Source organism: Aeromonas sobria (genome assembly GCF_006243315.1).
Lineage (GTDB): Bacteria > Pseudomonadota > Gammaproteobacteria > Enterobacterales > Aeromonadaceae > Aeromonas > Aeromonas sobria_A.
In genome coordinates this window covers 153,269-175,263 of sequence record NZ_NKWE01000023.1, presented here as the reverse complement: position 1 = coordinate 175,263, position 21,995 = coordinate 153,269, and the positions used below count along the sequence as shown (strand labels likewise).

At 60.8% G+C, this 21,995-nt stretch carries 26 protein-coding genes; 4 read left to right on the top strand and 22 right to left on the bottom strand.

All coding sequences use genetic code 11. From position 1 onward, the window contains the following. Positions 1–56: 56 nt before the first annotated feature. The 3 genes from CF137_RS07945 to CF137_RS07935 form a co-directional block, all read right to left on the bottom strand. Complete coding sequence (locus CF137_RS07945) at positions 57–1,181, bottom strand: adenosylhomocysteinase (RefSeq protein ID WP_139718617.1); 1,125 nt, start codon at positions 1,179–1,181, stop codon at positions 57–59. A 195-nt stretch (positions 1,182–1,376) separates the two neighbouring features. Next, entirely contained in the window at positions 1,377–2,114 is a 738-nt protein-coding gene (locus tag CF137_RS07940) for a hypothetical protein (RefSeq protein ID WP_139718616.1), read from the bottom strand. After that, the gene (locus CF137_RS07935; RefSeq protein WP_139718615.1) at positions 2,114–2,674 is read right to left on the bottom strand and encodes a YceI family protein; all 561 of its coding nucleotides are present in this window, start codon (positions 2,672–2,674) and stop codon (positions 2,114–2,116) included. Before CF137_RS07935 ends, CF137_RS07940 begins: the two co-directional genes overlap by 1 nt. A 109-nt stretch (positions 2,675–2,783) precedes the next feature. Here CF137_RS07935 and CF137_RS07930 point away from each other — a divergent pair, with 109 nt between their 5' ends. Next, positions 2,784–3,686 carry a LysR family transcriptional regulator gene (locus tag CF137_RS07930; RefSeq protein WP_101324279.1) on the top strand — a complete coding sequence of 301 codons (903 nt, stop codon included), beginning with the start codon at positions 2,784–2,786 and terminating at the stop codon, positions 3,684–3,686. Between the two features lie 29 nt (positions 3,687–3,715). On the opposite strand, the gene CF137_RS07925 is transcribed toward CF137_RS07930, so the two are convergent. After that, positions 3,716–4,132, bottom strand: coding sequence for a hypothetical protein (locus CF137_RS07925; RefSeq protein WP_139718614.1), 417 nt, complete (start codon positions 4,130–4,132; stop codon positions 3,716–3,718). 67 nt (positions 4,133–4,199) lie between these two features. On the opposite strand from CF137_RS07925, the gene CF137_RS07920 reads away from it, so the two are divergent. Continuing rightward, on the top strand, positions 4,200–5,930 hold the full coding sequence (locus tag CF137_RS07920) for a formate--tetrahydrofolate ligase (RefSeq protein ID WP_139718613.1): 1,731 nt from the start codon (positions 4,200–4,202) through the stop codon (positions 5,928–5,930). An 81-nt stretch (positions 5,931–6,011) separates the two neighbouring features. On the opposite strand, the gene CF137_RS07915 is transcribed toward CF137_RS07920, so the two are convergent. Both CF137_RS07915 and folE read right to left on the bottom strand, forming a co-directional pair. Further along, a complete protein-coding gene (locus CF137_RS07915; RefSeq protein ID WP_139691015.1) occupies positions 6,012–7,667 on the bottom strand; it encodes a methyl-accepting chemotaxis protein in 1,656 nt (551 codons plus the stop codon). A 416-nt stretch (positions 7,668–8,083) separates the two neighbouring features. After that, a complete protein-coding gene (gene folE / locus CF137_RS07910; RefSeq protein ID WP_101324275.1) occupies positions 8,084–8,740 on the bottom strand; it encodes a GTP cyclohydrolase I FolE in 657 nt (218 codons plus the stop codon). 298 nt (positions 8,741–9,038) lie between these two features. Here folE and moeA point away from each other — a divergent pair, with 298 nt between their 5' ends. Both moeA and moeB read left to right on the top strand, forming a co-directional pair. Further along, complete coding sequence (gene moeA / locus CF137_RS07905; protein ID WP_139718643.1) at positions 9,039–10,265, top strand: molybdopterin molybdotransferase MoeA; 1,227 nt, start codon at positions 9,039–9,041, stop codon at positions 10,263–10,265. Then, on the top strand, positions 10,262–11,017 hold the full coding sequence (gene moeB, locus CF137_RS07900) for a molybdopterin-synthase adenylyltransferase MoeB (protein ID WP_139718612.1): 756 nt from the start codon (positions 10,262–10,264) through the stop codon (positions 11,015–11,017). The genes moeA and moeB overlap by 4 nt, the downstream gene beginning before the upstream one ends. 78 nt (positions 11,018–11,095) lie before the next feature. Here moeB and CF137_RS07895 read toward each other — a convergent pair whose 3' ends face one another. The 16 genes from CF137_RS07895 to napG form a co-directional block, all read right to left on the bottom strand. Beyond that, positions 11,096–11,386, bottom strand: a complete 291-nt coding sequence (locus CF137_RS07895) for a Bor family protein (RefSeq protein WP_068976993.1) — start codon at positions 11,384–11,386, stop codon at positions 11,096–11,098. 171 nt (positions 11,387–11,557) lie between these two features. Then, positions 11,558–11,758: a Bor/Iss family lipoprotein gene (locus CF137_RS07890; RefSeq protein ID WP_139718611.1), complete on the bottom strand. Its 201-nt coding sequence runs from the start codon at positions 11,756–11,758 to the stop codon at positions 11,558–11,560. 48 nt (positions 11,759–11,806) lie between these two features. Next, a complete protein-coding gene (locus CF137_RS07885) occupies positions 11,807–12,568 on the bottom strand; it encodes a hypothetical protein (protein ID WP_240038527.1) in 762 nt (253 codons plus the stop codon). Further along, positions 12,558–13,601 carry a plasmid segregation protein ParM domain-containing protein gene (gene parM / locus CF137_RS07880; RefSeq protein WP_240037858.1) on the bottom strand — a complete coding sequence of 348 codons (1,044 nt, stop codon included), beginning with the start codon at positions 13,599–13,601 and terminating at the stop codon, positions 12,558–12,560. The genes CF137_RS07885 and parM overlap by 11 nt, the downstream gene beginning before the upstream one ends. 104 nt (positions 13,602–13,705) lie before the next feature. Continuing rightward, on the bottom strand, positions 13,706–14,482 hold the full coding sequence (locus CF137_RS07875) for an alpha/beta fold hydrolase (protein WP_162515888.1): 777 nt from the start codon (positions 14,480–14,482) through the stop codon (positions 13,706–13,708). A gap of 91 nt (positions 14,483–14,573) precedes the next feature. Next, positions 14,574–15,674, bottom strand: coding sequence for a molybdenum ABC transporter ATP-binding protein (modC, locus tag CF137_RS07870; protein ID WP_162515887.1), 1,101 nt, complete (start codon positions 15,672–15,674; stop codon positions 14,574–14,576). After that, the gene (gene modB, locus CF137_RS07865; protein WP_101324273.1) at positions 15,671–16,351 is read right to left on the bottom strand and encodes a molybdate ABC transporter permease subunit; all 681 of its coding nucleotides are present in this window, start codon (positions 16,349–16,351) and stop codon (positions 15,671–15,673) included. Before modB ends, modC begins: the two co-directional genes overlap by 4 nt. A 111-nt stretch (positions 16,352–16,462) precedes the next feature. Continuing rightward, the gene (modA, locus tag CF137_RS07860) at positions 16,463–17,191 is read right to left on the bottom strand and encodes a molybdate ABC transporter substrate-binding protein (RefSeq protein WP_139718610.1); all 729 of its coding nucleotides are present in this window, start codon (positions 17,189–17,191) and stop codon (positions 16,463–16,465) included. An 88-nt stretch (positions 17,192–17,279) separates the two neighbouring features. Beyond that, positions 17,280–17,753, bottom strand: a complete 474-nt coding sequence (gene moaE / locus CF137_RS07855; RefSeq protein WP_139718609.1) for a molybdopterin synthase catalytic subunit MoaE — start codon at positions 17,751–17,753, stop codon at positions 17,280–17,282. A 2-nt stretch (positions 17,754–17,755) separates the two neighbouring features. Further along, entirely contained in the window at positions 17,756–18,001 is a 246-nt protein-coding gene (gene moaD / locus CF137_RS07850; RefSeq protein WP_101324270.1) for a molybdopterin synthase sulfur carrier subunit, read from the bottom strand. Further along, positions 17,998–18,552, bottom strand: a complete 555-nt coding sequence (moaC, locus tag CF137_RS07845) for a cyclic pyranopterin monophosphate synthase MoaC (RefSeq protein ID WP_139718608.1) — start codon at positions 18,550–18,552, stop codon at positions 17,998–18,000. Before moaC ends, moaD begins: the two co-directional genes overlap by 4 nt. Before the next feature lie 9 nt (positions 18,553–18,561). Then, on the bottom strand, positions 18,562–19,068 hold the full coding sequence (moaB, locus tag CF137_RS07840; protein WP_042020350.1) for a molybdenum cofactor biosynthesis protein B: 507 nt from the start codon (positions 19,066–19,068) through the stop codon (positions 18,562–18,564). A gap of 245 nt (positions 19,069–19,313) precedes the next feature. Beyond that, on the bottom strand, positions 19,314–19,907 hold the full coding sequence (locus CF137_RS07835) for a NapC/NirT family cytochrome c (RefSeq protein ID WP_042020349.1): 594 nt from the start codon (positions 19,905–19,907) through the stop codon (positions 19,314–19,316). 11 nt (positions 19,908–19,918) lie between these two features. Continuing rightward, positions 19,919–20,374 (bottom strand): nitrate reductase cytochrome c-type subunit, encoded by a 456-nt coding sequence (locus tag CF137_RS07830; protein WP_139718607.1) that lies wholly within the window; start codon positions 20,372–20,374, stop codon positions 19,919–19,921. After that, entirely contained in the window at positions 20,374–21,249 is an 876-nt protein-coding gene (gene napH, locus CF137_RS07825) for a quinol dehydrogenase ferredoxin subunit NapH (RefSeq protein ID WP_101324267.1), read from the bottom strand. Before napH ends, CF137_RS07830 begins: the two co-directional genes overlap by 1 nt. After that, a complete protein-coding gene (napG, locus tag CF137_RS07820) occupies positions 21,246–21,983 on the bottom strand; it encodes a ferredoxin-type protein NapG (RefSeq protein WP_139718606.1) in 738 nt (245 codons plus the stop codon). Before napG ends, napH begins: the two co-directional genes overlap by 4 nt. Positions 21,984–21,995: the final 12 nt, after the last annotated feature.

Genomic DNA, 21,995 nt, shown 5'->3' with positions numbered 1-21,995 from the left:
GCCAATGGCAGGGAATGGCGTGCATCTGCCGATTGGCAGACACCATTCTGGTCAAGTCAGTGCTGGTCAACACCATGAAAATCGGCCAGCCAATGGCGGGCAATGGTACGCATCGCCGATTCTGGCAGCTCGAACAGGCCGGGTGCAAGAGGGCCTGCCGCCAGCATCCGGATCCCTTCCATGATCTCCGCCAGCACCAGATAGACATATTCGCCAATCACGGCGCCATGGACGAAGTTGACCGCCTCGCCCCGGTTGAGCAGGTAGATCTGGGTGCCATCGGGCCGGTTGAGGGCCAGCACATGGGGGCACACCTCTTCGCTCGGCCACGGCAGCTGGGCTAGCGAGAAGGCAAACTCGTCGTCGGCAGAGGTGACCGAGGCCACCATGGTGCCGGGGCGCAGCGCCTGCAGATCCGCCAGATCCAGCGAGCCGTTGCCGGTGGAGCAGATCACCAGCTCGGCGCGGCCGAGGGCCTCGGCCTTGGTGATCAGGCGAAAACCGTGGGAGAGCGCTTCAACCTGTCGCAGCACATCGGTCTCCACCAGTCCCAGATGGAGGTTGCGACCACGCAAGTCGCGGGCGATGCTGCGCCCCACCTTGCCATAGCCGAACAGCACGGCTTCACAAACGTTAAAGGTGCGGTTGAGGGTGCGCGCCAGCGACTCGGCGGAGTAGACCACGCTCAGACCAATCTGGATATCCTCGGCCTGCTTGAGGGGGCTGCGCGCCACCGACACCACCGGAGTCGCCAGCACCTCCTGCTCATAGCGCTGATGGCCGTTCTCGGTCATCTCCACCACCCCGAGGAAACGGGGGCCGAAGTATTCGCTCAAGATCATCTGAGTTCTGGCGAAGTAGCCGCCGATATCGAGGATCAGCAGCCGCTCGTGAGGGGCCACCAGCGGCGCAATCTGCTGGATGATGCTGTCGGGATCATTGGTCCAGCGCCGGTTGAGGGGCAGCACCGGATAGTGCTGGGAGACCCACTCCAGGGTCGGGCCGTGTACCGATTTCGGTTTGGGCAAAATGGCGCCAATCCGCCCAATCTGGGAAAGCGCTTCGATAAAACGGGGGCGATCGGGCAGCAGATGAGTGACCAGCAGAATGCAGAGCCCGTCGATGCGTCCCTGTCCAGTGAAATGGCGAAAAAACAGATGCTCAGATCCTTGACTGCGCAACTGTGGCCTCCTTATGTGCCGCAAAAAGTGTGCTGCAAGCAAACACACAGAACCCGGCATAACCGGGTTCTGTGTGTGTCCAAATAAAATGAAAATCCTTTTTATCTGAAACACATAGGGGGCTCAATCATTATCTGCCAAGAGTATGAGCGGGTATGCAAAAATGACTGTAATTGCCTGTTTTTCATGCAAAAATCAGTACAAAGAAGCAGCAGGCCACACCCACCACAGGCTGAGTCCGGTTCCCGCGGCGGCAAGCAGGATCAGTGCTCCCCAGCGCAGTGGCAACCGCTGGTCACGCAAGGCCCACTCCAGCAGCGGCAGCAACCAGACCGGCAGCAACACCACCAGCGGCACCTCCACATATTGCCAGGCGAGCATCTGAACGAAGGCGAGGGCCAGCGCCAGAGCGGCGGGTGCCACCTTGATGGCTGCAAAGGTGGCGAGCAACGCGCGAAAACCGGCGAAAGCCGCCAAGGCACCGGCCAGCTGGGCAATCAGCAGGCTGCCATCGATGCCGATCACCAGCGCCAGCCAGATAAAGCCGAGGGCAAAACCGAGCCCCTCGCGACTGTCACCGCGCAGGCTGCTCCAGCCAAACCAGAGGATGGCAGGCAGCAACGCCAGCCAGATCATCGGCTCGCTGGCCAGTACCGAGGCCAACCCCTGCCACCACACCAGCGCACTGATAACGGCAAAAAGCAGCAGCGATCCGCGCAGGTCGCTCACCTGAGCTGCGATGGCGGGCACCAGCAAGGTCAGTGGCAGCCACTGCCACGCCTTGGCCGGAATGCCATAGAGGCCGCCGAGCAAGGATCCCACCAGCCAGAGCGCCAGCGCGCCCCACAGATACCCCAGTCGCGGCCAGCGCCACGATAGCAAAGCGGCTCCCAGAGGAGCCGCCAGGGTTTGCAGCAGAAGTGAAGCGCCCATTACTTGCGCACGCCTTCGACAAACAGGTTGATGTTCATCTCGTCCGGGATGCCGGGCAGCATGTAGCTCACGCCAAAATCACTGCGCTTGATGGAGGTGGAGGCGTTGAAACCGCTGCGGTAGCCGCCCCAAGGATCCTTGCCCTCACCGATCTTGACCAGATCGAAGGCCACTTCCTTGGAAACGCCATGCAGGGTCAGAGTCCCTTTCAGCACGCCTTTGTCCTTGGTGCCCTCGTAAGCGGAGCTGACGAAGGTCATCTTGGGATACTGCTTCACATCGAGGAAGTCAGGGCTGCGCAGGTGCTTGTCGCGGGCCTCGTGGTTGGAGTCGACGCTGGCGGCATCCACCTCAAAGCTCGCCTTGGCCGCCGCCGGGTTGGCGTCATCCATGCTGAAGGTGCCGCTGAAGGTGTTGAAGCGACCCACCAGCTCAGAGAAGCCCAGGTGACCCACCTTGAACTGCACCGTGGTGTGCGCCGCATCCACATCGTAATCCGCCGCCATCAGAGGGGTCGCCATAAACAGGCAGGAGGCCAGCAGAGCCTTGGTCATTTTCATCCGTTCGTTCCTTCATCTTGGGGTTCACTTCAGTGGCCAAAATGCTAACCTCGTTATGAAGATTAATAATCATCGATTTATTAAATTCATTATTTACTGAGGATGGAAAATGGACCAGATCGCCGCCATGCGCACCTTTATCAAGGTGGTGGAGTGCCAAAGCTTTACCAAGGCCGCCAACCAGCTCGGCATCTCGGTCGCCATGGCCTCCAAACTGATGCAACAACTGGAGGAGTCCCTCGCCACCCGGCTGCTGTCGCGCACCACCCGTCAGGTCAATCCCACCGAGGCGGGCCAGTTCTACTACCAGCGCTCCCTCGCCCTGCTGGCGGAGCTGGAAGAGACCCACAGCCAGCTGACCCACCACAACCAGCAACCCCACGGCACCCTCAAGCTCTCGGTGCCGATGGATTTTGGCTACCTGCACCTCTCCCCCGCCCTGCCGCTGTTTCGCCAACGCTTTCCCGATCTCAAGCTCGATATCGAGTACAGCGACCGGCGAGTAGCACTGGTGGAAGAGGGATTCGATCTGGCGCTGCGCATCGGCCATCTCAGTGACTCCTCGCTGGTGGCACGCCAGCTGGCCACCATCAAGCTGGCACTCTGCGCCAGCCCCGCCTATCTGGCTCGCAAGGGCACGCCGCAGAGCCCGGAAGATCTCAAGCAGCACGACTGTCTGGTCTATACCCTGACCCAGCCGGAGTGGCACTTCAAACAGGGTGGGGAGGCGCAGAGTATCCGACCGCAGGGGCCGCTGCGGGCCAACAACGGGGTAGCGCTGACCCGCGCCGCTTGTGATGATCAGGGCATCATATTGCAGCCCACCTTTATCGTGGGGGAGCCCCTGCAGACAGGGCAGCTGGTGAGCCTGCTGCCAGAGTGGGACAAGGGGGAGGTGGGGCTCTATGCTGTCTATCCGCACCGCCGCTTTGTCTCGGCCAAGGTGCGCTGCTTTATCGAGTTCGTGCAGGAGCGCTATCTCGCCCCGCAACAGTGGGATGCGCCCGCCTGATGACCAGCGCGGACGGTTCCGCTTAAACCCTAACCTTTGCCGGGGGCCGCGGCGGGGATCAGCTTCGCCAGCAACAGCTGTTGTTCGAGGATCAACTGCCAGCGTGGCAGCCGGGTGCGGATCACCGACAACTGCGACTCACTGAGGGCATAGGGGAGCGCCACTTCCAGCTCGCTGCAGTCAAACATGGCGGCCAGTTGCAGGATCAGAATGAGGTTCGCTTCGTCGGTTCTGTGCTTGTTAACCCGCTTGCGGATCTCGTGGCGCAGCTGGCTTTCTGGATCCTGGGTCATCGCCTGCCAGCCGAAACCGAACAGTGGCACCAGCGCACTGACGATCCCCAGCGCCGTCATCGGCTGCTTGGGGGGATGATAGAGTTCGTTGAGATCCAGCAGAACAGGATTCTGGCGAACCTCGCCGCCACCAAATAAAATCGTTTTCGTCATTGGATTACCCGTTATATTCCACTAGACTGCGCCGCATATTTTACCCCGATATGCCAACGAGGTGCTGATGCTAAGCGATATCGAGATCTCCCGCCAGTCCCCCCGTCTCTCCATTCACGCGCTGGCCGAACGCCTCGCCATCCCCCAGCACCTGCTCAGCCCTCACGGTCACTACAAAGGCAAACTCAGCCTGGCACTGCTCAAGGCCCAACCCAAAAAAGCAGGCAAGCTGGTGCTGGTGAGCGCCATTACTCCTACCCCGCTCGGCGAAGGGAAGACGGTGACCACGCTGGGCCTCTCCATGGGGCTCAACCATATCGGCCAGCCCAGCATCGCCACTATCCGCCAGCCGAGTCTCGGGCCGGTATTCGGGGTCAAGGGGGGCGCAGCCGGTGGCGGCCACGCTCAGGTGGTGCCGATGGAGGAGATGAACCTTCACCTCACCGGCGATTTTCACGCCCTGACGGCAGCCCACAATCTGGCGGCAGCAGCCCTCGATGCCCGCCTGTTCCACGAGCAAAAACTCGGCGATGAGTTCACCGCCAGAACCGGTTTGCCGCGGCTCGAGATCGACCCGGCCCATATCCTCTGGCCGCGCACCCTCGACATGAATGACCGCGCCCTGCGTCACCTCACCATAGGTCAGGGTGGCGCAAGCGATGGCGTGGAGCGCAGCGATCGCTTCGTCATCACCGCCGCCTCCGAGCTGATGGCCATTCTGGCGCTGGCGAGCGATCTCAAGGATCTGCGCGATCGCATCGGCCGCATCCAGCTGGCCCGCGACATCCACGGCAAGCCCGTCACCGCCCAGCAGCTGGAAGTGGCAGGCGCCATGACGGTGCTACTCAAAGACGCGCTGCAACCGACCCTGATGCAGACCACCGAGCAGACGCCGGTGCTGGTGCACGCAGGCCCCTTTGCCAACATCGCCCACGGCAACTCCTCGGTGATCGCCGATCGCATCGCCCTTGGCCTGACCGACTATGTGGTCACCGAGGCGGGTTTTGGCTCCGACATGGGGCTGGAGAAGTTCTTCAACATCAAGAGCCGCCAATCCGGCATTACCCCCGCCTGCGTGGTGCTGGTGGCCACGGTGCGCGGCCTCAAGGCCAACAGCGGCCTGCTCGATATCCGTCCGGGCCAGCCGCTGCCAGCCAGCCTGCAAGGGGAAGATCTGCCGACCCTCAAGCAAGGCTGCGCCAACCTCGCCTGGCATATCCAGAACGCCCGCCGCTACGGGGTGCCGGTGGTGGTCGCCATCAACCGCTTCCCCACCGACAGCGAGGCCGAGCTGGCGCTGCTGGCCCATGAGGCCCGCCAAGCCGGTGCCTGTGGCGCTGCCATCTCCAACGCCTTCACCCAAGGTGGCGCGGGGGCCAGTGAGCTGGCCCGCGCCGTGGTCGCCGCCTGCGAGCTGCCGGGCAAAGTAACGCTGCTCTACCCCGACGAGATGAGCCTCACCGCCAAGCTGGCGACTCTGGTGGAGTGCGGCTACGGTGGCCACGGGGTGCAGCTTTCGCACAGAGCCCGCCAGCAGCTGGCACAACTTTCCGCCGAAGGGTGGGATCACTTGCCCATCTGCGTGGCCAAGACGCCGCTCTCCATCAGCCATGATCCCGCCCTCAAGGGGGTGCCCCGTGATTTCGAGGTGCCCATCGACGAGGTGAAGCTCTGCGCCGGTGCCGGGTTCGTCTATGCGCTGGCGGGTCCCATTATGACCATGCCGGGGCTGGGCAGCCTGCCCGCCTATCGCCATATCGATATTGATGAAGATGGCGAAATCGTCGGCCTGAGCTGAGCCCTTCAGCTCACTTCACAACGCCAGAAACAACAAGGCCCCGCCAATTGGCGGGGCCTTCTGTTATCCATGCGTCACGGGTTAGAGGGTGAAGCGCTGGGTCATATGGTGCAGGGTGTTGGCCAGCTTGCTCAGTTCGCCACAGGCTTGGGCGATCTGATGGGCGCCCTGGGCATTCTCGTCAGCCGCATTGTGGATGTTGACGATATTGCGGTTGAGCTCTTCGGTCACCGCGTTCTGCTCTTCGGTGGCGGTGGCGATCAGGGTATTCATGTCAGTGATGCGCACCACGGCACCATTGATGGTGTCGATACTGGTACCGGCATCCCGCGCCAGACCGACGCTCTCCTGCATCTGGTGACGGCTCAGCTGCATGGCGTTGCCCGCCTCGGCGGCGCGGCTCTGCAACAGCTCGATCATCTTGCTGATCTCGGCGGTGGAGTCCTGGGTACGTTGGGCCAAGGATCGCACTTCATCCGCCACGACCGCAAAACCGCGGCCCTGCTCACCGGCACGGGCCGCTTCGATGGCGGCGTTAAGGGCCAGCAGGTTGGTCTGACCGGCGATATCGCGGATCACATCCAGCACCACGCTGATGTTGGCGCTGTCGGCCTCCAGCTGCTGCACCACTGTGCCCGCCTGTTCAATCTTGACCGACACCTCTTCGATGCTGGCGATGGAGCTGCGTACCACTTCGCTACCATCGGCCGAGGTGCGGGAGGCATCCTTGGCGGCGCTCATGGCATCTGTGGTGTTGCGGGCCACTTCGTTAACGGTGGACTGCATCTCGTTCATGGCGGTCGCCACCTGGGAGACTTCGTTCTGCTGAATGGCCATGCCACTGGCAGACTGGCTGGAGATGGCGCTCACCTCCTCCACTGCGCTGCTGAGCTGGCTCACCGAACCGGCGATCTCGCTCACCAGATCGGAGAGGGAACCCTGCATCCGGTTGATGGCGGCACCCAGCTGACCCAGTTCATCGCGGTTGAAGCGGCTGTCACGGATCCACTGCTGCAGTTCACCCTGCCCCAGCTCGCCATTGGCAATGCGTTGGGCCTGACGGGCCAGCATGATCAGCGGATCGCGGATCTGACGAGTCAGTACCATAGAGAGCACCACCACCAGTACCAGACCGAGCACCAGCGCAATGGTGACGCTCAGCTTGGCGGATTGATAAGATTCGACCACATCCCCCCGAGACTCGGCTGCATAACCGTGGTTAATCTGGATAAGGTCAGCCACGGACTTGTTGAGTGCCGTGTAAAGGGGAATGCCTTCCGCCAGAAAGATGCGCTGAGCTTCTGCCATCTGCTCGCTGTCTTGCAGCAGCTTGACTCGTTGGTGCAGCGCTACATAACGATCCCAGTCAGATTTGACCTTGTCGAAGGTGCTGCGCTCTGCCACATCCTGCGCCCAGATGGTCTTGTCGTGCGCCATAATCTGTTGCGAGGCCTTGTTGAGCCTTTCATTGGAGACGTCTCGATATTCCGCTCGTTTCAAGGGATCTGTAGCCACCACGAAGTAGCCCAGCTCATAGCGGCGCAAGTCACTGATGGTGTCACCAATGGCGCTGGTGCGATTCACTGCAGGCAAGATGCTATCGGTAAAACGCATGGCAACATCATTCATATTGCCAAACTGGACAAGGGCAAAGCCGCCGATAAAGGCGACCATCAAACCGAGCACGGCAAAGCCGGCGGTGAGTTTTTTGCCTATGGTCATGGAACTGGTATTCATGGCGTATCCTGGTGGTCGTTAAATTCGTTGCACTCGTCCGGTTCACGCCCTCCTGGCATGAACTATCTGGCCACTTGTTCAGTGGCGCACCATCCAACCTTGATGAATATCTCTAAATTCCATGAGCGGCAGCGAGAGCCGTGAGGGGGCGCTAGAGTAACCAGATCGGAGTGGTTAGGAAAGAGTCTGTTTGGTTACTTTTTGTAAGGTGAGAGAGGGCAACTGCTCACCACTGATTAAATATACCGCTCAGATGAATAAATCGAAAAGCAGCATAACGTTTACCTGATGCAGCCCCCGCAGGCCAAGCCGTTGCGGGGCAAGGTTCTCATCCGCTACCAATGAAAAACGCCAGCAATGGCTGCTGGCGTCTCGTTTATTCAGAGCAATGGTTACAAAATAACCGTTATTTTATCTTATCCGCGCAGGCCGCCGAGAAATTCGGCCCGGGTATCTGGCTGGGTCTTGAACACCCCGCCGAGGGAGGTGGTGGTGGTATGGGAGGTAGAATCCATCACCCCGCGCGCCTTGACGCAGTAGTGGGTCGCCCTGATGCTGATGGCCACGTCTTTGGTGCCGAGCAGGGTCTGCAGCGCCAGCAAGATCTGCTGGGTCAGCCGCTCCTGCACCTGGGGACGGCGGGCGAAGAACTGCACGATGCGGTTGATCTTCGACAGACCAATCACCTTGCCACGGGGGATATAAGCGACATGGGCCAGCCCGTCGATGGTGACGAAGTGGTGCTCGCAGGTGCTGGTGAGGCTGATGTCGCGCACCATGATCATCTCGTCCACCTGCATCTTGTTCTCGATCACCGTCACCTTGGGGAAGGTGGCATAATCAAGGCCGGAGAAGATCTCGTTGACGTACATCTTGGCGATGCGGTGCGGCGTTTCGGCCAGACTGTCATCGACCAGATCCAGCCCCAGCGTCTCCATGATGGAGCGCATATGGCCTTCGATCTTCTCCCGCTTCTGCTGGCTGTTCAGCTCGTTGGCGACCAGGGGGGTTTCCAGTCCCTGGGCTTCGAGGGCAGCCCTGACCAGCAAGGCTTCCTGACTAAGTGTTGTCATTCTCTTCTCTCCCACGCTCAGGGGCTGTGAGGGTCGCTCGTCGAGCAACCCCTTATGTTATGGCGCCGCACAGGGCCGACGACATCACTGTAATGGTAGCCACATGAGATGTGACGGCCATCTGTTATGGCGGCATAGTAAACGGCCATTGCCGCCAAGATTCAAGTCAACTTGTGCGTCACCTCAGACTTTATGACCATCTCACCCCGTTTCTGTGCTGATTACCCCGAGATTCCCTGCCCATCCCCGGAGAATTTTGTGATAATCCCGCCTTCAATCATAGAAAGAGGTCATGACGATGGGATTTGATACCAGCGGACTACTCCCCTTAAGCGATGCCCTGCAAGGGATGCTGGAACAGCTCGCCTGCTGCTGCGACAGCGAGCAGATGCCCCTGCCAGAGGCCCTTGGCCGGGTGCTTGCCAGCGACATCGCCTCCCCCCTCGCCGTGCCCCCCTTCGACAACTCCGCCATGGACGGTTACGTCGTGCGCCTGGCCGATCTCGCCAGCGGCACCCCGCTCATCATGGCAGGCAAGGCCTTTGCCGGTCAGCCCTATCAGGGTGAGTGGTCCGCTGGCCACTGCGTGCGGATCATGACCGGCGCCCCGGTGCCCGCAGGGACGGATGCGGTGGTGATGCAGGAAGAAACGCAGGCCGATGGCGATCGGATCACTTTTTTGTGCAAGCCAATCGTCGGGCAGAACATTCGGCTGGCGGGTAGCGACATCGACAAGGGCGCCTGCGTGCTGCCAGCCGGTACTCGCCTCACCCCAAGAGAGATGCCGCTGCTGGCCTCCCTTGGCGTCGCCACCGTCGCGGTACGCCGCCCGCTGAAAGTGGCCATCTTCAGCACCGGCGACGAGCTCAAACCGGTCGGCACCCCGCTCGCCCACGGCGATATCTATGACTCCAACCGCTACGGCGTGCGCGCCATGCTGGCGCGTATGGGTTGCGACTGCCTCGACCTTGGCATCATCCCGGACGATCCGGCCCAGCTGCGCGCCGCCTTTATCCACGCAGATAAAGAGGCCGACGTGCTGATCACCACCGGCGGTGTCTCGGTGGGAGAAGCGGACTTCACCAAACAGCTGCTGGACGAGCTCGGCGAGATTGGCTTTTGGAAGCTCGCCATCAAGCCGGGCAAGCCGTTTGCCTTCGGCCGTCTGCCCCGCGCTTGGTTCTTCGGCCTGCCGGGCAATCCGGTCTCCGCCATGGTCACCTTCGATCAGCTGGTGCAGCCGGCGCTGGCCAAACTGGCGGGTCAGCAGTTCGTGCGGCCACTCCAGTTGCAAGCTATTGCAGCCGAGCCGCTCAAAAAGAGCCCGGGCCGACTCGACTTCCAGCGCGGCATGCTGAGCCAGGGGCCAAACGGCCTTGAGGTGCGCAGCACCGGCTCGCAGGACTCCGCCGTGTTCAGCTCCCTGTCGCGGGCCAACTGCTACATCGTCCTTGAACGAGAACGAGGCCGCGTCGCGGCGGGCGAGACCGTCACCGTCGAGCCATTCGGAGGATTGCTGCTGTGAGCGAGATCCTGAGCGACGCCGAGCTACTGCGCTACAACCGCCAGATCATCCTTAAATCCTTCGACTTCGAGGGACAAGAGGCGCTCAAGCAGGCCAAGGTGCTGGTGATCGGTGCCGGTGGCCTTGGCTGCGCCGCCAGCCAGTATCTGGCGGTGGCCGGGGTTGGCCAGCTCACGCTGGTCGATTTCGACAAGGTGGAGCTCTCCAACCTGCAACGTCAGGTGCTGCACAGCGATGAGCGCATTGGCCACCACAAAGTAGACTCCGCCGCCCAGTCCCTGCGCGCCCTCAACCCCTGGCTCAAGGTAGAGACCCACGCCGCCGTGGCCGACGAAGCGCTGCTCGATACCCTGCTACCCCTGCACCAGCTGGTCTTGGATTGCACCGATAATCTGGCCATTCGCAATCTGTTGAATCAGAAGGCACGCCAGCACAGAGTACCGCTGGTCAGTGGCGCCGCCATCCGGCTGGAAGGGCAGCTCTGCAGCTTCACCTGGCAGCAGGATGAACCCTGCTACGCCTGCCTCAGCGCCCTGTTTGGCGAACAGGCGCTCACCTGTGTCGAAGCCGGCGTCCTCGCCCCCGTGGTGGGGCTGGTAGGCAGCCTGCAGGCGCTGGAAGCCATCAAGATCTTGGCGGGGATGGGCAAAAGCTACAGCGGCCGCCTGCTGATGATCGACGGCCTCGGTGGCACCTTCCGCGAGATGAAGCTACCCAAACGCCCCGATTGCCCGGTCTGCTCCCACGGGTAAATCATGCCACCAGTCTTCGCACCAACAAAAAAGCCGACCCACAGGGTCGGCTTTTTGCAAACATGCATGCGGCGGAAATTAACCCGCGCAGTAAACACGTGCCTCGCGCGGGGTGTAGATACCGAAGGTCACCGCGGCCAGCAAACCATTTACGAAGGTATGCTGTGCTTCGACACGCACAACCTTGTCGGCACCATTGCAAACGGTGGCAGCATCGATGGTTTTGCTCTGGCCCAAACCGGAGATGAAGAAGTGATGGGTCACTTCTTTGGTGGGTTCTACTGCATTACCGGAATGCACGGTAAACCCCTGTTGGGCACAGCCGGTAATCATCATTGCAACGGCCGCAGTCAACACCATTTTTTTCATTTTATTATCCCTGACAATATTATTTTTCCGGCTTTGCCGGTGCCACACCAAGAGAAATTCATGCTTATTATCAATAAGATAAATAGAAAAACCCTAAGCTGTTGGCACACTATCAAAATCCGGACAGGGCAACAAGGCTTTATTTGAGACTTGACGTTACCAAATGGCAGGTCAGAGATTGCAATAAACTCGGGCCGTTCTTGGGGTGTAAATACCCAGTGTCAGGATAGCCATCAGCACATCTTGCGGACTCTGCTGCATTTCGACCCTCACCACTTTTTTCGGGTCACTATGGCAGGCTAGTGAAGCATCAACCATTTCACTCTGGCCAATTCCCGCCAGTACAAAATCATGGCGCAACACACCATCCATACTACTTGTTTCATGCTTCTTATCCTGGCTACTGCCATTGCGGGAACCTTAGAAGATCCCCTTGGCTTTGACCTTTTTCATATTGGCGACCTGACTCGAGAGATCCTCGATCAAGGGTTCTGCCTCCGTGCCGACAGCATTCTGTCGAGCGGGGGCACTGGCCAGCCGCTGGATCAATCTGTGCTGCTCGCGAATAAGTCGGGATTGCTCTTCCAGTTGACGAGAGAGCAGTTGGATACTGCTGGCAAGGGGAGCAAGGTCCTGCTCGGCCCCTGCTGATGGCAGTTTGCCAGCGATGGCTTCGGCCAGCTGATCATGATCCAGCGCGGCTGGCAGTCCTTGTCTGAGTTCATCCCACATCTCGGCGGGTTGCTGCTCGCCAAGCCGGCTGACAATCTCATCCACCAGTGACGTGGTATCACGCTGTCCCAGCTGCGGCGCCAGCCTGGCCACTATCTCGTCGATCATCACATCAGCAGCAGGCTGCGCATCGCCAGCCACCTCCCCCAGATTGAAGCCACAGCTGGCAAAGGCATGACGCAGGGTAGTCATGCTCACCTGCTCCGGACCCAGCGCATTGGCGATCGCTTTGCAGAGGTTGGGCGCCAGCACGTACATGAACATGCCGGAGAGGTAGATATCCTTGTGAAAACGGCTCCTGGAGAAGTCAAACTCCTCGCTGCTATCCTGGATCTTGCGCGCCCGTTGATACCAGTTCTGCAATACCCCGACCGCATAGCGATCAGACTCCAGCGCACCCGGATCCATGTAAATGGAGAAGGTCATGCGCTTGAGTTGACTACTCATCATCAACCTCGGCCATCACAGACGCTTCGCGATAGACTTCATCCTCTTCAGTGGTGTAGAGGCAGATCTCGCGAGCCAGCGCGGACTGGGCATCGTCCAGCAGCTCGACACGGTCACCCAGGGTCGGATAGGCCGCCTTGATCGCGTCATAAATCAGGGACGCACCGCCACCGACCAGATAGACACGGTTCGGGTTCTTGGCAAACTTCTTCGCTTCATGTGCAACCTGAGTGCCCAGCTCGTCGATCTTATTTTGCATCTTCTCGAGGATCTTGGGGATCTGGCTCTCGTCGTTGACCACATCACGCACAAAACTCATGTCGTGGCGACGCTTGATAAACTCGTTGGCCACCAGATAGCTGGAGTCGCTGTCTGCCGCAGCCAGCGCTTTACGGGTGGCATCGGTAACCATAGAGACACCGATCTCGTTGTTGCCGTAGACATCGGACACATCATCAAACTCGCCGACGATGATCCCCATATCCAGGGTAGTGCCACCGCAGTCGATCACCAGGGTCTTGGTGAACTCGTTGCAGCCAGAGCCAATCAGGCGGGAGAGCGCAGCAGGCAGACTCTCCGGCATCACTTCGACGCTGACGATATTGAACAGTTCGCCCTTGTTAAGGGTGATCGGACGCATCAGGTTGCGGCGTTTCTTCTCGATCTTCTCTTCGTTGCGCTGGCAATCGTCCGGGTTGTAAAACTCGGTGATGGGCAGGGTCACGGTAATGGCGACATCGCACGGCGTCACACCAGTCTGCAGCAGGGCATGATGAACGGAGAGCAGGTTGAGATCGTCGTACTGGTACTCCACATGGGTGGTTGCCAGAGACTTGTCGGAGGTCGCGTCGTAGGTGTACTTGGTGTTGCCTATCTCGTAGTTGTAGATCTTCTTGTCTTTACGCAATGCAGCGCTCTTCCAGTCCTTGCGAAAGGAGTTGGGAGAGATGATGGTCTTGAGCACCTTGTTCTCAATCCAGCTCACCTTGACGTTGGTTGAGCCATCATCGATGGCCATTTTCATTACTTCAGACATGAGGAAACACCTGTTAATAGATCAAAAATGGGTCCGATTGCGTTGCCTTATGCCCTTGGCAAGGCGATCGAACCAATACATACACGGTTAAAAGGGCGACAAGTTTAATGGGTTTCTAAAATCCGGTGAAGCAAATGATTAAAACCCGAGGGATCTTCCGCGGGCCAGGCGTGGTGGCCGTTGGGGGTGTGGATGCTGGCGTTGGGCAGGGCGGCAAACTGCTCCACCCGTTTGGCCAGCGGCAGGTAGTCGTGACTGGTGGAGATGATGGCAACCGGCTGCCAGATCTGACCGAGACGGGCGCGCACCGACCAGCCGGGCAGCGCCTCCAGCAGCGCCTTGTAGGTTTTCTTTTTATTACGCACGAAACGCAGCCGGAAGGTGTGGCGCACCTGTGCGAGATCCGGGCTCGGGAAGAGCTCGCGCCCGAGCCACCAGGCGAGCGGCCGCATGCCAAACCAGCGCAGCCACTTGAGGCGCTGGGCGTAACGCTCCTGCTCTTTGGGGGTCTCAAGCAGAAACTCGCTAAAGCCGTTGACCAGCACCAACCCCCGCACCTTGTGGGGCAGTTGCAGCGCCAGCTCGAGCGCCACCATGGCCCCCAGCGATAATCCCACCACCCAGGCGGGCTCAGGTTGCTCATCGAGCCAGCTCGCCACATCAGCCGCCAGGGTTGATACGTCGAACGGCCCCTCCTGCATGCTCTGGCCGTGGCCGCGCAAGTCCAGTGCCACCACCCGATAGTGTTCGGAAAACCGTTCGATCTGCGCCTGCCAGTCGAGGCTGGAGGAGCCCAGCCCGTGCAGCAACAACAACAAGGGGCCCTCCCCCGCGCTGCGCAGGGCAAGGCCGTTGAATTTCATCACCTGATTGCGGCGCATCAGTGTATTGCCTCTCGACTCATCACCTGAACCATCTCTTGTTGTTATGTGGCCCGTGGCCATCCTGCCACGTTATCAGCACGGCGCCCACTCAGCCTTCGCTGACCAGACTCACCGCCTTGATATAAGCGTAGATCTGCTGCTCCGGCGCCAGCGCCAGGCGCCTGGCGGAGCGGCTGGTGATCCGGGCCAGCAGTATCTGCTGACCCAGCGCCAACTGCAACAGGGTCTGGCCGGGGCGCACCTCGCGCACCGCCAGCAGACGGGTGACAAGACAGTTGGAGAGGCTGGAGTGCTCGATGGGGGCGGTGGCGATCACCACATCCCGCCCCGCCACCTTGATCTGCAATGGGCCACTCTCGTCCGGCACATGGGTCATGGTGACCCGCAGCCGCTGCTCGCCGAGCTGCAGGGTCGCCATCTGCTCGTCGTCATCGTAGTGGGACAGGGTGGCATCCAGCATCACCCCGGCATCGTCACGGCTGGCAAGGGAGAGATCGGTACGGGCGAAAATCTCGCTCGGCCGCCCCTGCGCCTCGACCCTGCCACTTTCCAGCAACACCAGCTGATCGCAGAGCAGGCTCACCTCCTCCATGGCGTGGCTGACGAAGATCATCGGGATGCCGATCTCCTGCTGCAATCCCTTGAGCACATGGGCCTGATGGATGCGGCTGCGCCGATCCAGCGCCGAAAAAGGCTCATCGAGCAGCAGCAGATCGGGCTCGGCCAGCAGCGCTCGCCCCAGCGCTACTCGCTGGCGTTGACCGCCAGAGAGGGCATGGGCAGGTTGCCCCAGCAGATCGGCAAAGCCGAGCCGCGCCGCCAGCACCTCGGGCTGCCAGCGCCCTCGCCCCTTGCGGGCCGCCAACTGCAGATTGCCGAGCACCGTCAGATGGGGGAAGAGCCGTGAATCCTGAAACACCAGTCCAATACGGCGCGCTTCGGGCAGCAGCGCGGCGCACTCCCGCCCGCGCCACAGCAAGCGATCCCCGCTTTGGCGATCGAGCCCGGCGATAATGCGCAGCAGGGTGCTCTTGCCGCAGCCGGAGGGGCCAAACAGACCGAGAATGCCCCCCAGTTCGAGGGTCAGTGCGCAGTCGAGGGTAAAGGGGCTAAACTCGCGCCGGGCATGGAAGCTCAGGGCATGGTGGCGCGGGGCGTTACCTGGCGGCATAGTGGCGGGCTGGTTCATCCGAACACTCTCCGCTGTCTACGCTGCAACACCCCGTAGACCAACACCAGCATCACCAGCGAGAAGCCCATCAAGCCCCCCGCCAGAATATGGGCGTTCTGGTAATCCATCGCCTCCACATGATCAAACAGGGCGATGGAGAGCACCTGGGTCTCGCCGGGGATATTGCCGCCAATCATCAGCACCACGCCGAACTCCCCCAGGGTATGGGCAAAGCCAAGCGCTGCCGCCATCACGAAGCTGGGCAACGTCATCGGCAAGATGATGTGGAAGAAACGCTCCAGCGGGCCAAGCCCCAGGGTAGCAGCGGCTTCCAGCTCCTTGTTGCCCATGTTGACGAAGGCGGAGGTGAGCGGCTGCACCACAAACGGCAGCGAATAGAGGATGGAGGCGAACAGCAGACCGAGAAAACTGAAGGCGAGCGGGGCGCCGAAGGTGTCGCGCCACCAGGCGCCGAAGCCATATTCGGGGGAGAAAGCGAGCAGCAGATAAAACCCCAGCACTGTGGGGGGCAGCACCAGCGGCAGCGCCACCAGCGCCTCCACCAGCGGTCGCAGCCGATTCTGGCTGCGCGACAGCCACCAGGCCAGCGGCGGCGCCAGCAACAGCAAAATCGCTGTGGTACAGGCCGCCAGCTTCAGGGTGAGCCAGACCGCCAGCAGATCCCCTTCACTCATTGCCGACCTCTCGGTTGATAAATGCCCCCAACGGCATGGTCTCTATCCTCATTGCAAAGAGTGGCCGACCCGAAGGCCGACCACTCAGGGTATCGCATCAGGCCCATGCCCTTATTGGGGCAGGGCATAGCCCGCAGCCTTGATCTGCCCTTGACCCGGCCCCTTGAGCCAGGCGACCAGCGCATCCACTGCGGCCCCTTTCTTCAATACCAGCCCCTGCTGCTCGATGGGCGGATAGAAGTCGGCCGGCACTGCCCAGGCTTCGCCGGTCTTGCCCGCTTCCACCAGATTGGCCCAGGCGACAAAACCCAGCTCGGCATTGCCGGTGTCGACAAATTGCCAGGTCTGGCCGATGTTGGCACCGGTCAGCAGCCGGTACTGCTTGGGATCGATCTTGAGATGGGCGAGGGTCGCCATGGCGGCGGCACCATAGGGAGCGGTGCGGGCATTGGCGATGGCGAGGTTGCCTTTCCAGTTGCGCAGGGTCGCCTCGTCAGGAGCCGGGCCCCCCTTCTGCCACAACCCCAGCTGGCCGATAGCGTAGGTGAAGCGATCGCTGCCCTTGCTCTCTTTTTCCAGCTTCTCGGGGGTCGCCACATCGGCGGAGAGGAACAGATCGAACGGCGCACCGTGGCTGATCTGGGTGTAGAGCACCCCGGTGGCGGCAGACGAGATGGCCAGGGTGTGGCCGGTCTTGGCAGTGAACTCCTTGCCGATACGATCTATGGTGCCCTTGAAGTTGGCAGCCACGGCCACCTTCACTTCATCGGCCTGCACAGCACCGGTATGCAAGGTGGCGGCGCAGACCCCGGCGATGACAACAGATAACAGCGGTTTCATTCCCTTTCTCCTGATGGGGCCCGAACATCCGCGCCCCGAAGCAGGGGCCGTGGTTCCCGTTGAACCTGCGCCCCTCGTGATGAACAGGTCAGGCTTTCCAGCGGGCAGCGGCGGCGTTGTCGCTCTCCTTGGCCTCGACCCAGCGTTGCACACCCTCGGCGGTCAGCTCTTTTTTCCAGAACGGCGCCCGGGTTTTCAAGAAATCCATGATGAAGTGACAGGCATCAAAGGCGGCGTCACGGTGGGCACTGCTCACCGCCACCAGCACGATCTGATCGCCAAGCCACAGCTCGCCGATGCGGTGGATCAGGGTGCACTCCTGCAGCGACCAGCGGCGACGGGCCTCCTGCACGATATCGGCCAGCGCCTTCTCGGTCATGCCAGGGTAGTGCTCAAGGGCCAGCCCCTTTACCTCCTCCCCCTGATTGAAGTCGCGCACCTTGCCAACGAATGTGACGATGGCGCCACTATCAGGGCGGGTGGCGAGGCGGGCATACTCGTCGGCCAGCGAGAAGTCCTCTCGCTGCACCACAATGCGATCTGTGATGGTTGCATCGCTCATCCTCAACCTCCGGTCACAGGAGGGAAGAAAGCGACCTCATCGCCATCATTGATAGGGGTATCGAGGGGCACCAGCGTCTGGTTGACCGCCACCAGCAGTTTGCCCGCCTCGAGGGCCAGCGCCCACTTGTCGCCGCGCTCACTTAAGTCGCAGCGCAGCTGCTCGACGGTGGCGTAGTCGCAGGGCAGACTCAGCTCGTCACAGGCCACCAGCTCTCTTACTTGCGCAAAAAACAGTACCTTGATCATGCTTGCTCCCCGCTAGTTGACCCCAACTGGAAATGGCCAGACTTGCCGCCCCTCTTCTCGACCAGTCGCACCTGTTCGATCACCATGTCCTTTTGCACTGCCTTGCACATGTCGTAGATGGTCAGCGCCGCAACAGATGCCGCCGTCAGCGCCTCCATCTCCACCCCGGTCTTGCCGGAGAGCTTGCAGAGGGTGCGGATATGTACCTTGTGCAGCTCGGGCAGCGGCACTATCTCCACCTCCACCCTGGTCAAGGCGAGCGGATGGCAGAGGGGGATAAGATCGGAGGTCTTCTTGGCCGCCATGATGCCGGCGATGCGGGCGGTGGCGAACACGTCACCCTTGTGATGCTGGCCGCTCAGGATCAGCGCCAGGGTCTCGGGAGCCATGGCGACAAACGCCTCGGCACGGGCTTCGCGCTCGGTCACCTGCTTGTCGGTCACATCCACCATATGGGCTTCGCCGCTCTGGTTGAGGTGGGTCAGGTTGAGGTGGGTCAAGTTGAGCTGAGTCAGGTTAGGCTGGGTCTGCTTGGGATCGGTCTGGTTCATCGTTTGCTCTCAAAGGTGGGAGACAAAGTTGCACGGCTTGGTGCGGGCATCGAGCTGATCGCGAATAAGCTGCTCCCAGCCCAACCGGCACGCACCGGGGGAGCCCGGCAAGCAGCAGATCAGGGTGCGATTGGCCAGCCCCGCCAGCGCGCGGCTCTGCATGGCTGAACCCTTGATCTCGGCAAACGAAAGCTGGCGGAACTGTTCGCCAAAACCTTGCACCGTGCGCTCGAACAGCACGCCGACCGCCTCAGGCACCCAATTTTGCTCATTAAAGCCGGTGCCACCGTTGATCAGGATCGCCTGCACTTCGCTGTCGGCGATCCAGTCACTGACCAGCGCCCGAATGCGAAACAGGTTATCAGCACACAGTGCCCGACCTGCAAGCTGGTGTCCTGTTGCAGTGAGGGCTGATACCAGATAGTCGCCCGAGCTGTCATCGGCGGTAGTGCGGCTGTCGGAAACCGTCAATACGGCGATCTTGAGGGGAATAAATTCGTTGTTGTTCTGTCCCATCGGGCAGCTCCTTATGGCTATGGGCCGTCAACGGGGCAAAATGAGGAGGGGGAGCAAACAGTCATAGAGAGCCACAAGAACCCGCGTCTCCATCCCGTTAGCCCACGTGCCCAGACGTTTGACGGCGGGCTGATTCTACCAAAGGTTTCACGGGATATGGGATTTAAAAGATACACAAATCTGATGTTTGTCTCAGATATCGGTAAAACGCAGGCCGGGCGCACCCGGCCTGTGATGAGGGGGGATCAGAATCCCTTCACCCCTGTCATGTCGGGCAGCTGGTGCGCAATCCCCTTGTGACAGTCGATGCAGGTGCCCTGCCCCTCCTTGCCAAGATTGGCGGAGTGCATCTGGGCAGCCCGTTTACCTTGCAAAGAGAAATCCATGTACTCGAAGTTGTGGCAGTTGCGGCACTCGCGCGAGTCGGTCTCTTTCATCCGCTGCCACTCCCGCTCGGCCATCGCCCGGCGATGGGTTTCGAACTTCTCGGGGGTATCCACCTTGCCGGTGATCATGCCCCACAGCTCTTTGGAAGCCTGCACCTTACGGATGATCTTGTAGGTCCACTCGTGCGGCACGTGGCAATCCGGACAGCTGGCCCGCACACCGGAGCGGTTGGCGTAGTGAATGGTGTCGCGGTACTCCTCGAACACGTTGTCCTTCATCTCGTGACAGCTGGTGCAAAACTTCTCGGTGTTGGAGGCTTCCATGGCGGTGTTGAAGCCGCCCCAAAAGATCACTCCACCGAAAAAGCCCATCATCAACAGCACCCAGAGGGCAGCTTTTGACGGTGACTTGAAGGTGGTCCACAGACGCTGGATAAAGCCGGGTAATTTCATTGATGGACTCCTTAGTTCAGTGCTTCAACCGGCTTGAAAGTATTTTCCACCAGCGGCTTGGCATCCGCTTGCGGCACATGGCACTGCAGGCAGAAGTAGCGACGGGGCGACACTTCACCCAGGGTTGTACCATCACGGGTCTCGAAGTGAGTCGGGCTGATCTTGGGGGCCTTCATGGCGCTGGCATTCTTGAAGCTGTGGCAGGCCAGGCACTTGTTGACCTTGTTATCCACCTCGTAGTTACGAATATCGTGGGGGATCAGCGGCGGCTGATGAATGTACTGGCGATCATACATATCACCGTCTTTGCGAAAGTTCTTCAGGGGTGCGGCATTCGCCTCGATCACCAGATCGGTGGCCCCCCGCTCGGATTTGATCCCTCCGGTACTATTGGTGATCTCGGAAGTGGCGGCCATCAAGGAACCCGCCATCAGGCAGGCCAGCATTGCTCCAATCAGCTTTTTCATTATTTATTCTCCAACGTTTTTTCTGCCTTGACGGCAAAACCTACAGTGATTTCAAAAACTTGTTCCGCGCAGACATCAATGCAGCGGCCACAGTTGGTACACTCCTGAGCCGCAATCAAGGGCCCGTGACCGCGCTTGGCACCGTGAACCGGCCCGCGCAGGATGGGGCGTTCCGGGCAGACCGCATAACAATCCATGCAGTTGCTGCACCGCTCGCGCCCCTTGGCAGAAATTTTGATAAATCCGACCCGGTTGACCAGGGCATAGAAGGCCCCCACCGGACAGAGATGACCGCACCAGCCCCGCTCCAGCACAAACAGATCGAACAGGAACAGCGCCGCCAGCAGGGCCCAGCCCGCCCCCATGCCAAACAGCAGACCGCGCATGGCGAGCGACACCGGATTGACCAGCTCCCACGCCATCACGCCGACCACCGCAGGCACCACCAGCACCATGGCCAGCAGCCAGTAACGGGTAGTACGGCTGAATTGGCCGTTGCCCTTGAGGCCAAGTCGCCCCCTGAGCCAGGCCGCAGCGTCCGTGATGAGATTGACCGGGCATACCCAGGAGCAGAACACCCGCCCCCCGACCAGCCAGTAACCGGCCAGCACGATGGCGGCCCCCAGCCAGAGGGTGGTGATGGGCCAATGGCCCGCCGCCAGCGACTGCAACAGTGTGAGGGGATCGGTCAGTGGCACCGTCTCCAGCAACAGCGAGCTGGACAGGTTGCCCTTGAGGATCCAGATGCCCGCCAGCGGCCCCAGCAAAAACAGCCCGAGCACGCTGAACTGAATCAGCCGACGCAGCAGCAGGAAGCGGTGGGAACGCCACCACCCCAGCTTGATGCGAGCCTCCTCTCCCGGATAACGACTCATAACCCCTCCGGTTTGCGGGTGGGCAGGGTGAGTCGCTCACCGATCAGCGACTTGTTTCCCGCTTTGGCCTTCTCTTCCCAGCCGAGCCGGTAGTGATGACCCAGCTCACCCTTGGCGAGCTGACGGGGCACCACCTTGATGGCGGACTCCTCCAGCACGCAAGCGTGCTCGCACTTGCCACAGCCGGTGCAGACATCGCTGTGTACTGTGGGCAGGAACATGGCGTGCTTGCCGGTGCGCTGGTTATGCTGCAAATCAAGGGTGATCGCCTTGTCAATCAAGGGGCAGACCCGATAACAGACATCGCAGCGCAAACCCAGATAGTTGAGACAGGTCTCGTGATCGATGAGCACTGCCACCCCCATCCGCGCCTGATCGATATCGGTCATCTGCTGATCCAGCGCGCCGCTCGGGCAAGCCACCACACAAGGGATGTCATCACACATCTCGCACGGCACGGCACGCGCCTTAAAATAAGGGGTGCCGGTAGTCACAGGGTCAAACAGCCGGGCGAGCTTGAGGGTGTCGTAGGGGCAGGCCAGGGCGCAGAGCCCGCAGCGCACGCAGGCGCTGAGAAACTCTGACTCATCGAGGGCCGCAGGGGGGCGCAGCGCCTGAGCAGGCACCGCGTATGCCTGCTGACGGGCCACCCCACCCAGCCCCACGCCAAGCAGGCCCACACCGCAGGCCCCTTTTGCCATGTCGGCCAGAAACTGGCGACGACTACGACTCATCTCGCGCTCCCC

Coding starts and splice junctions, on each gene's coding strand:
- CF137_RS07915 (WP_139691015.1), bottom strand. CDS start 7,667: ATGAATACCAGTTCCATGACCATAGGCAAAAAACTCACCGCCGGCTTT.
- moaB (WP_042020350.1), bottom strand. CDS start 19,068: ATGGGACAGAACAACAACGAATTTATTCCCCTCAAGATCGCCGTATTG.
- CF137_RS07890 (WP_139718611.1), bottom strand. CDS start 11,758: ATGGATGGTGTGTTGCGCCATGATTTTGTACTGGCGGGAATTGGCCAG.
- modC (WP_162515887.1), bottom strand. CDS start 15,674: ATGAACCAGCCCGCCACTATGCCGCCAGGTAACGCCCCGCGCCACCAT.
- napG (WP_139718606.1), bottom strand. CDS start 21,983: ATGAGTCGTAGTCGTCGCCAGTTTCTGGCCGACATGGCAAAAGGGGCC.
- moaE (WP_139718609.1), bottom strand. CDS start 17,753: ATGAGCGATGCAACCATCACAGATCGCATTGTGGTGCAGCGAGAGGAC.
- moaD (WP_101324270.1), bottom strand. CDS start 18,001: ATGATCAAGGTACTGTTTTTTGCGCAAGTAAGAGAGCTGGTGGCCTGT.
- folE (WP_101324275.1), bottom strand. CDS start 8,740: ATGACAACACTTAGTCAGGAAGCCTTGCTGGTCAGGGCTGCCCTCGAA.
- CF137_RS07920 (WP_139718613.1), top strand. CDS start 4,200: ATGCTAAGCGATATCGAGATCTCCCGCCAGTCCCCCCGTCTCTCCATT.
- CF137_RS07885 (WP_240038527.1), bottom strand. CDS start 12,568: ATGATGAGTAGTCAACTCAAGCGCATGACCTTCTCCATTTACATGGAT.
- CF137_RS07925 (WP_139718614.1), bottom strand. CDS start 4,132: ATGACGAAAACGATTTTATTTGGTGGCGGCGAGGTTCGCCAGAATCCT.
- moaC (WP_139718608.1), bottom strand. CDS start 18,552: ATGAACCAGACCGATCCCAAGCAGACCCAGCCTAACCTGACTCAGCTC.
- modA (WP_139718610.1), bottom strand. CDS start 17,191: ATGAAACCGCTGTTATCTGTTGTCATCGCCGGGGTCTGCGCCGCCACC.
- CF137_RS07930 (WP_101324279.1), top strand. CDS start 2,784: ATGGACCAGATCGCCGCCATGCGCACCTTTATCAAGGTGGTGGAGTGC.
- CF137_RS07835 (WP_042020349.1), bottom strand. CDS start 19,907: ATGAAATTACCCGGCTTTATCCAGCGTCTGTGGACCACCTTCAAGTCA.
- CF137_RS07940 (WP_139718616.1), bottom strand. CDS start 2,114: ATGGGCGCTTCACTTCTGCTGCAAACCCTGGCGGCTCCTCTGGGAGCC.
- modB (WP_101324273.1), bottom strand. CDS start 16,351: ATGAGTGAAGGGGATCTGCTGGCGGTCTGGCTCACCCTGAAGCTGGCG.
- CF137_RS07875 (WP_162515888.1), bottom strand. CDS start 14,482: ATGCGCCGCAATCAGGTGATGAAATTCAACGGCCTTGCCCTGCGCAGC.
- CF137_RS07830 (WP_139718607.1), bottom strand. CDS start 20,374: ATGAAAAAGCTGATTGGAGCAATGCTGGCCTGCCTGATGGCGGGTTCC.
- moeA (WP_139718643.1), top strand. CDS start 9,039: ATGGGATTTGATACCAGCGGACTACTCCCCTTAAGCGATGCCCTGCAA.
- CF137_RS07895 (WP_068976993.1), bottom strand. CDS start 11,386: ATGAAAAAAATGGTGTTGACTGCGGCCGTTGCAATGATGATTACCGGC.
- parM (WP_240037858.1), bottom strand. CDS start 13,601: ATGTCTGAAGTAATGAAAATGGCCATCGATGATGGCTCAACCAACGTC.
- CF137_RS07935 (WP_139718615.1), bottom strand. CDS start 2,674: ATGAAAATGACCAAGGCTCTGCTGGCCTCCTGCCTGTTTATGGCGACC.
- napH (WP_101324267.1), bottom strand. CDS start 21,249: ATGAGTCGTTATCCGGGAGAGGAGGCTCGCATCAAGCTGGGGTGGTGG.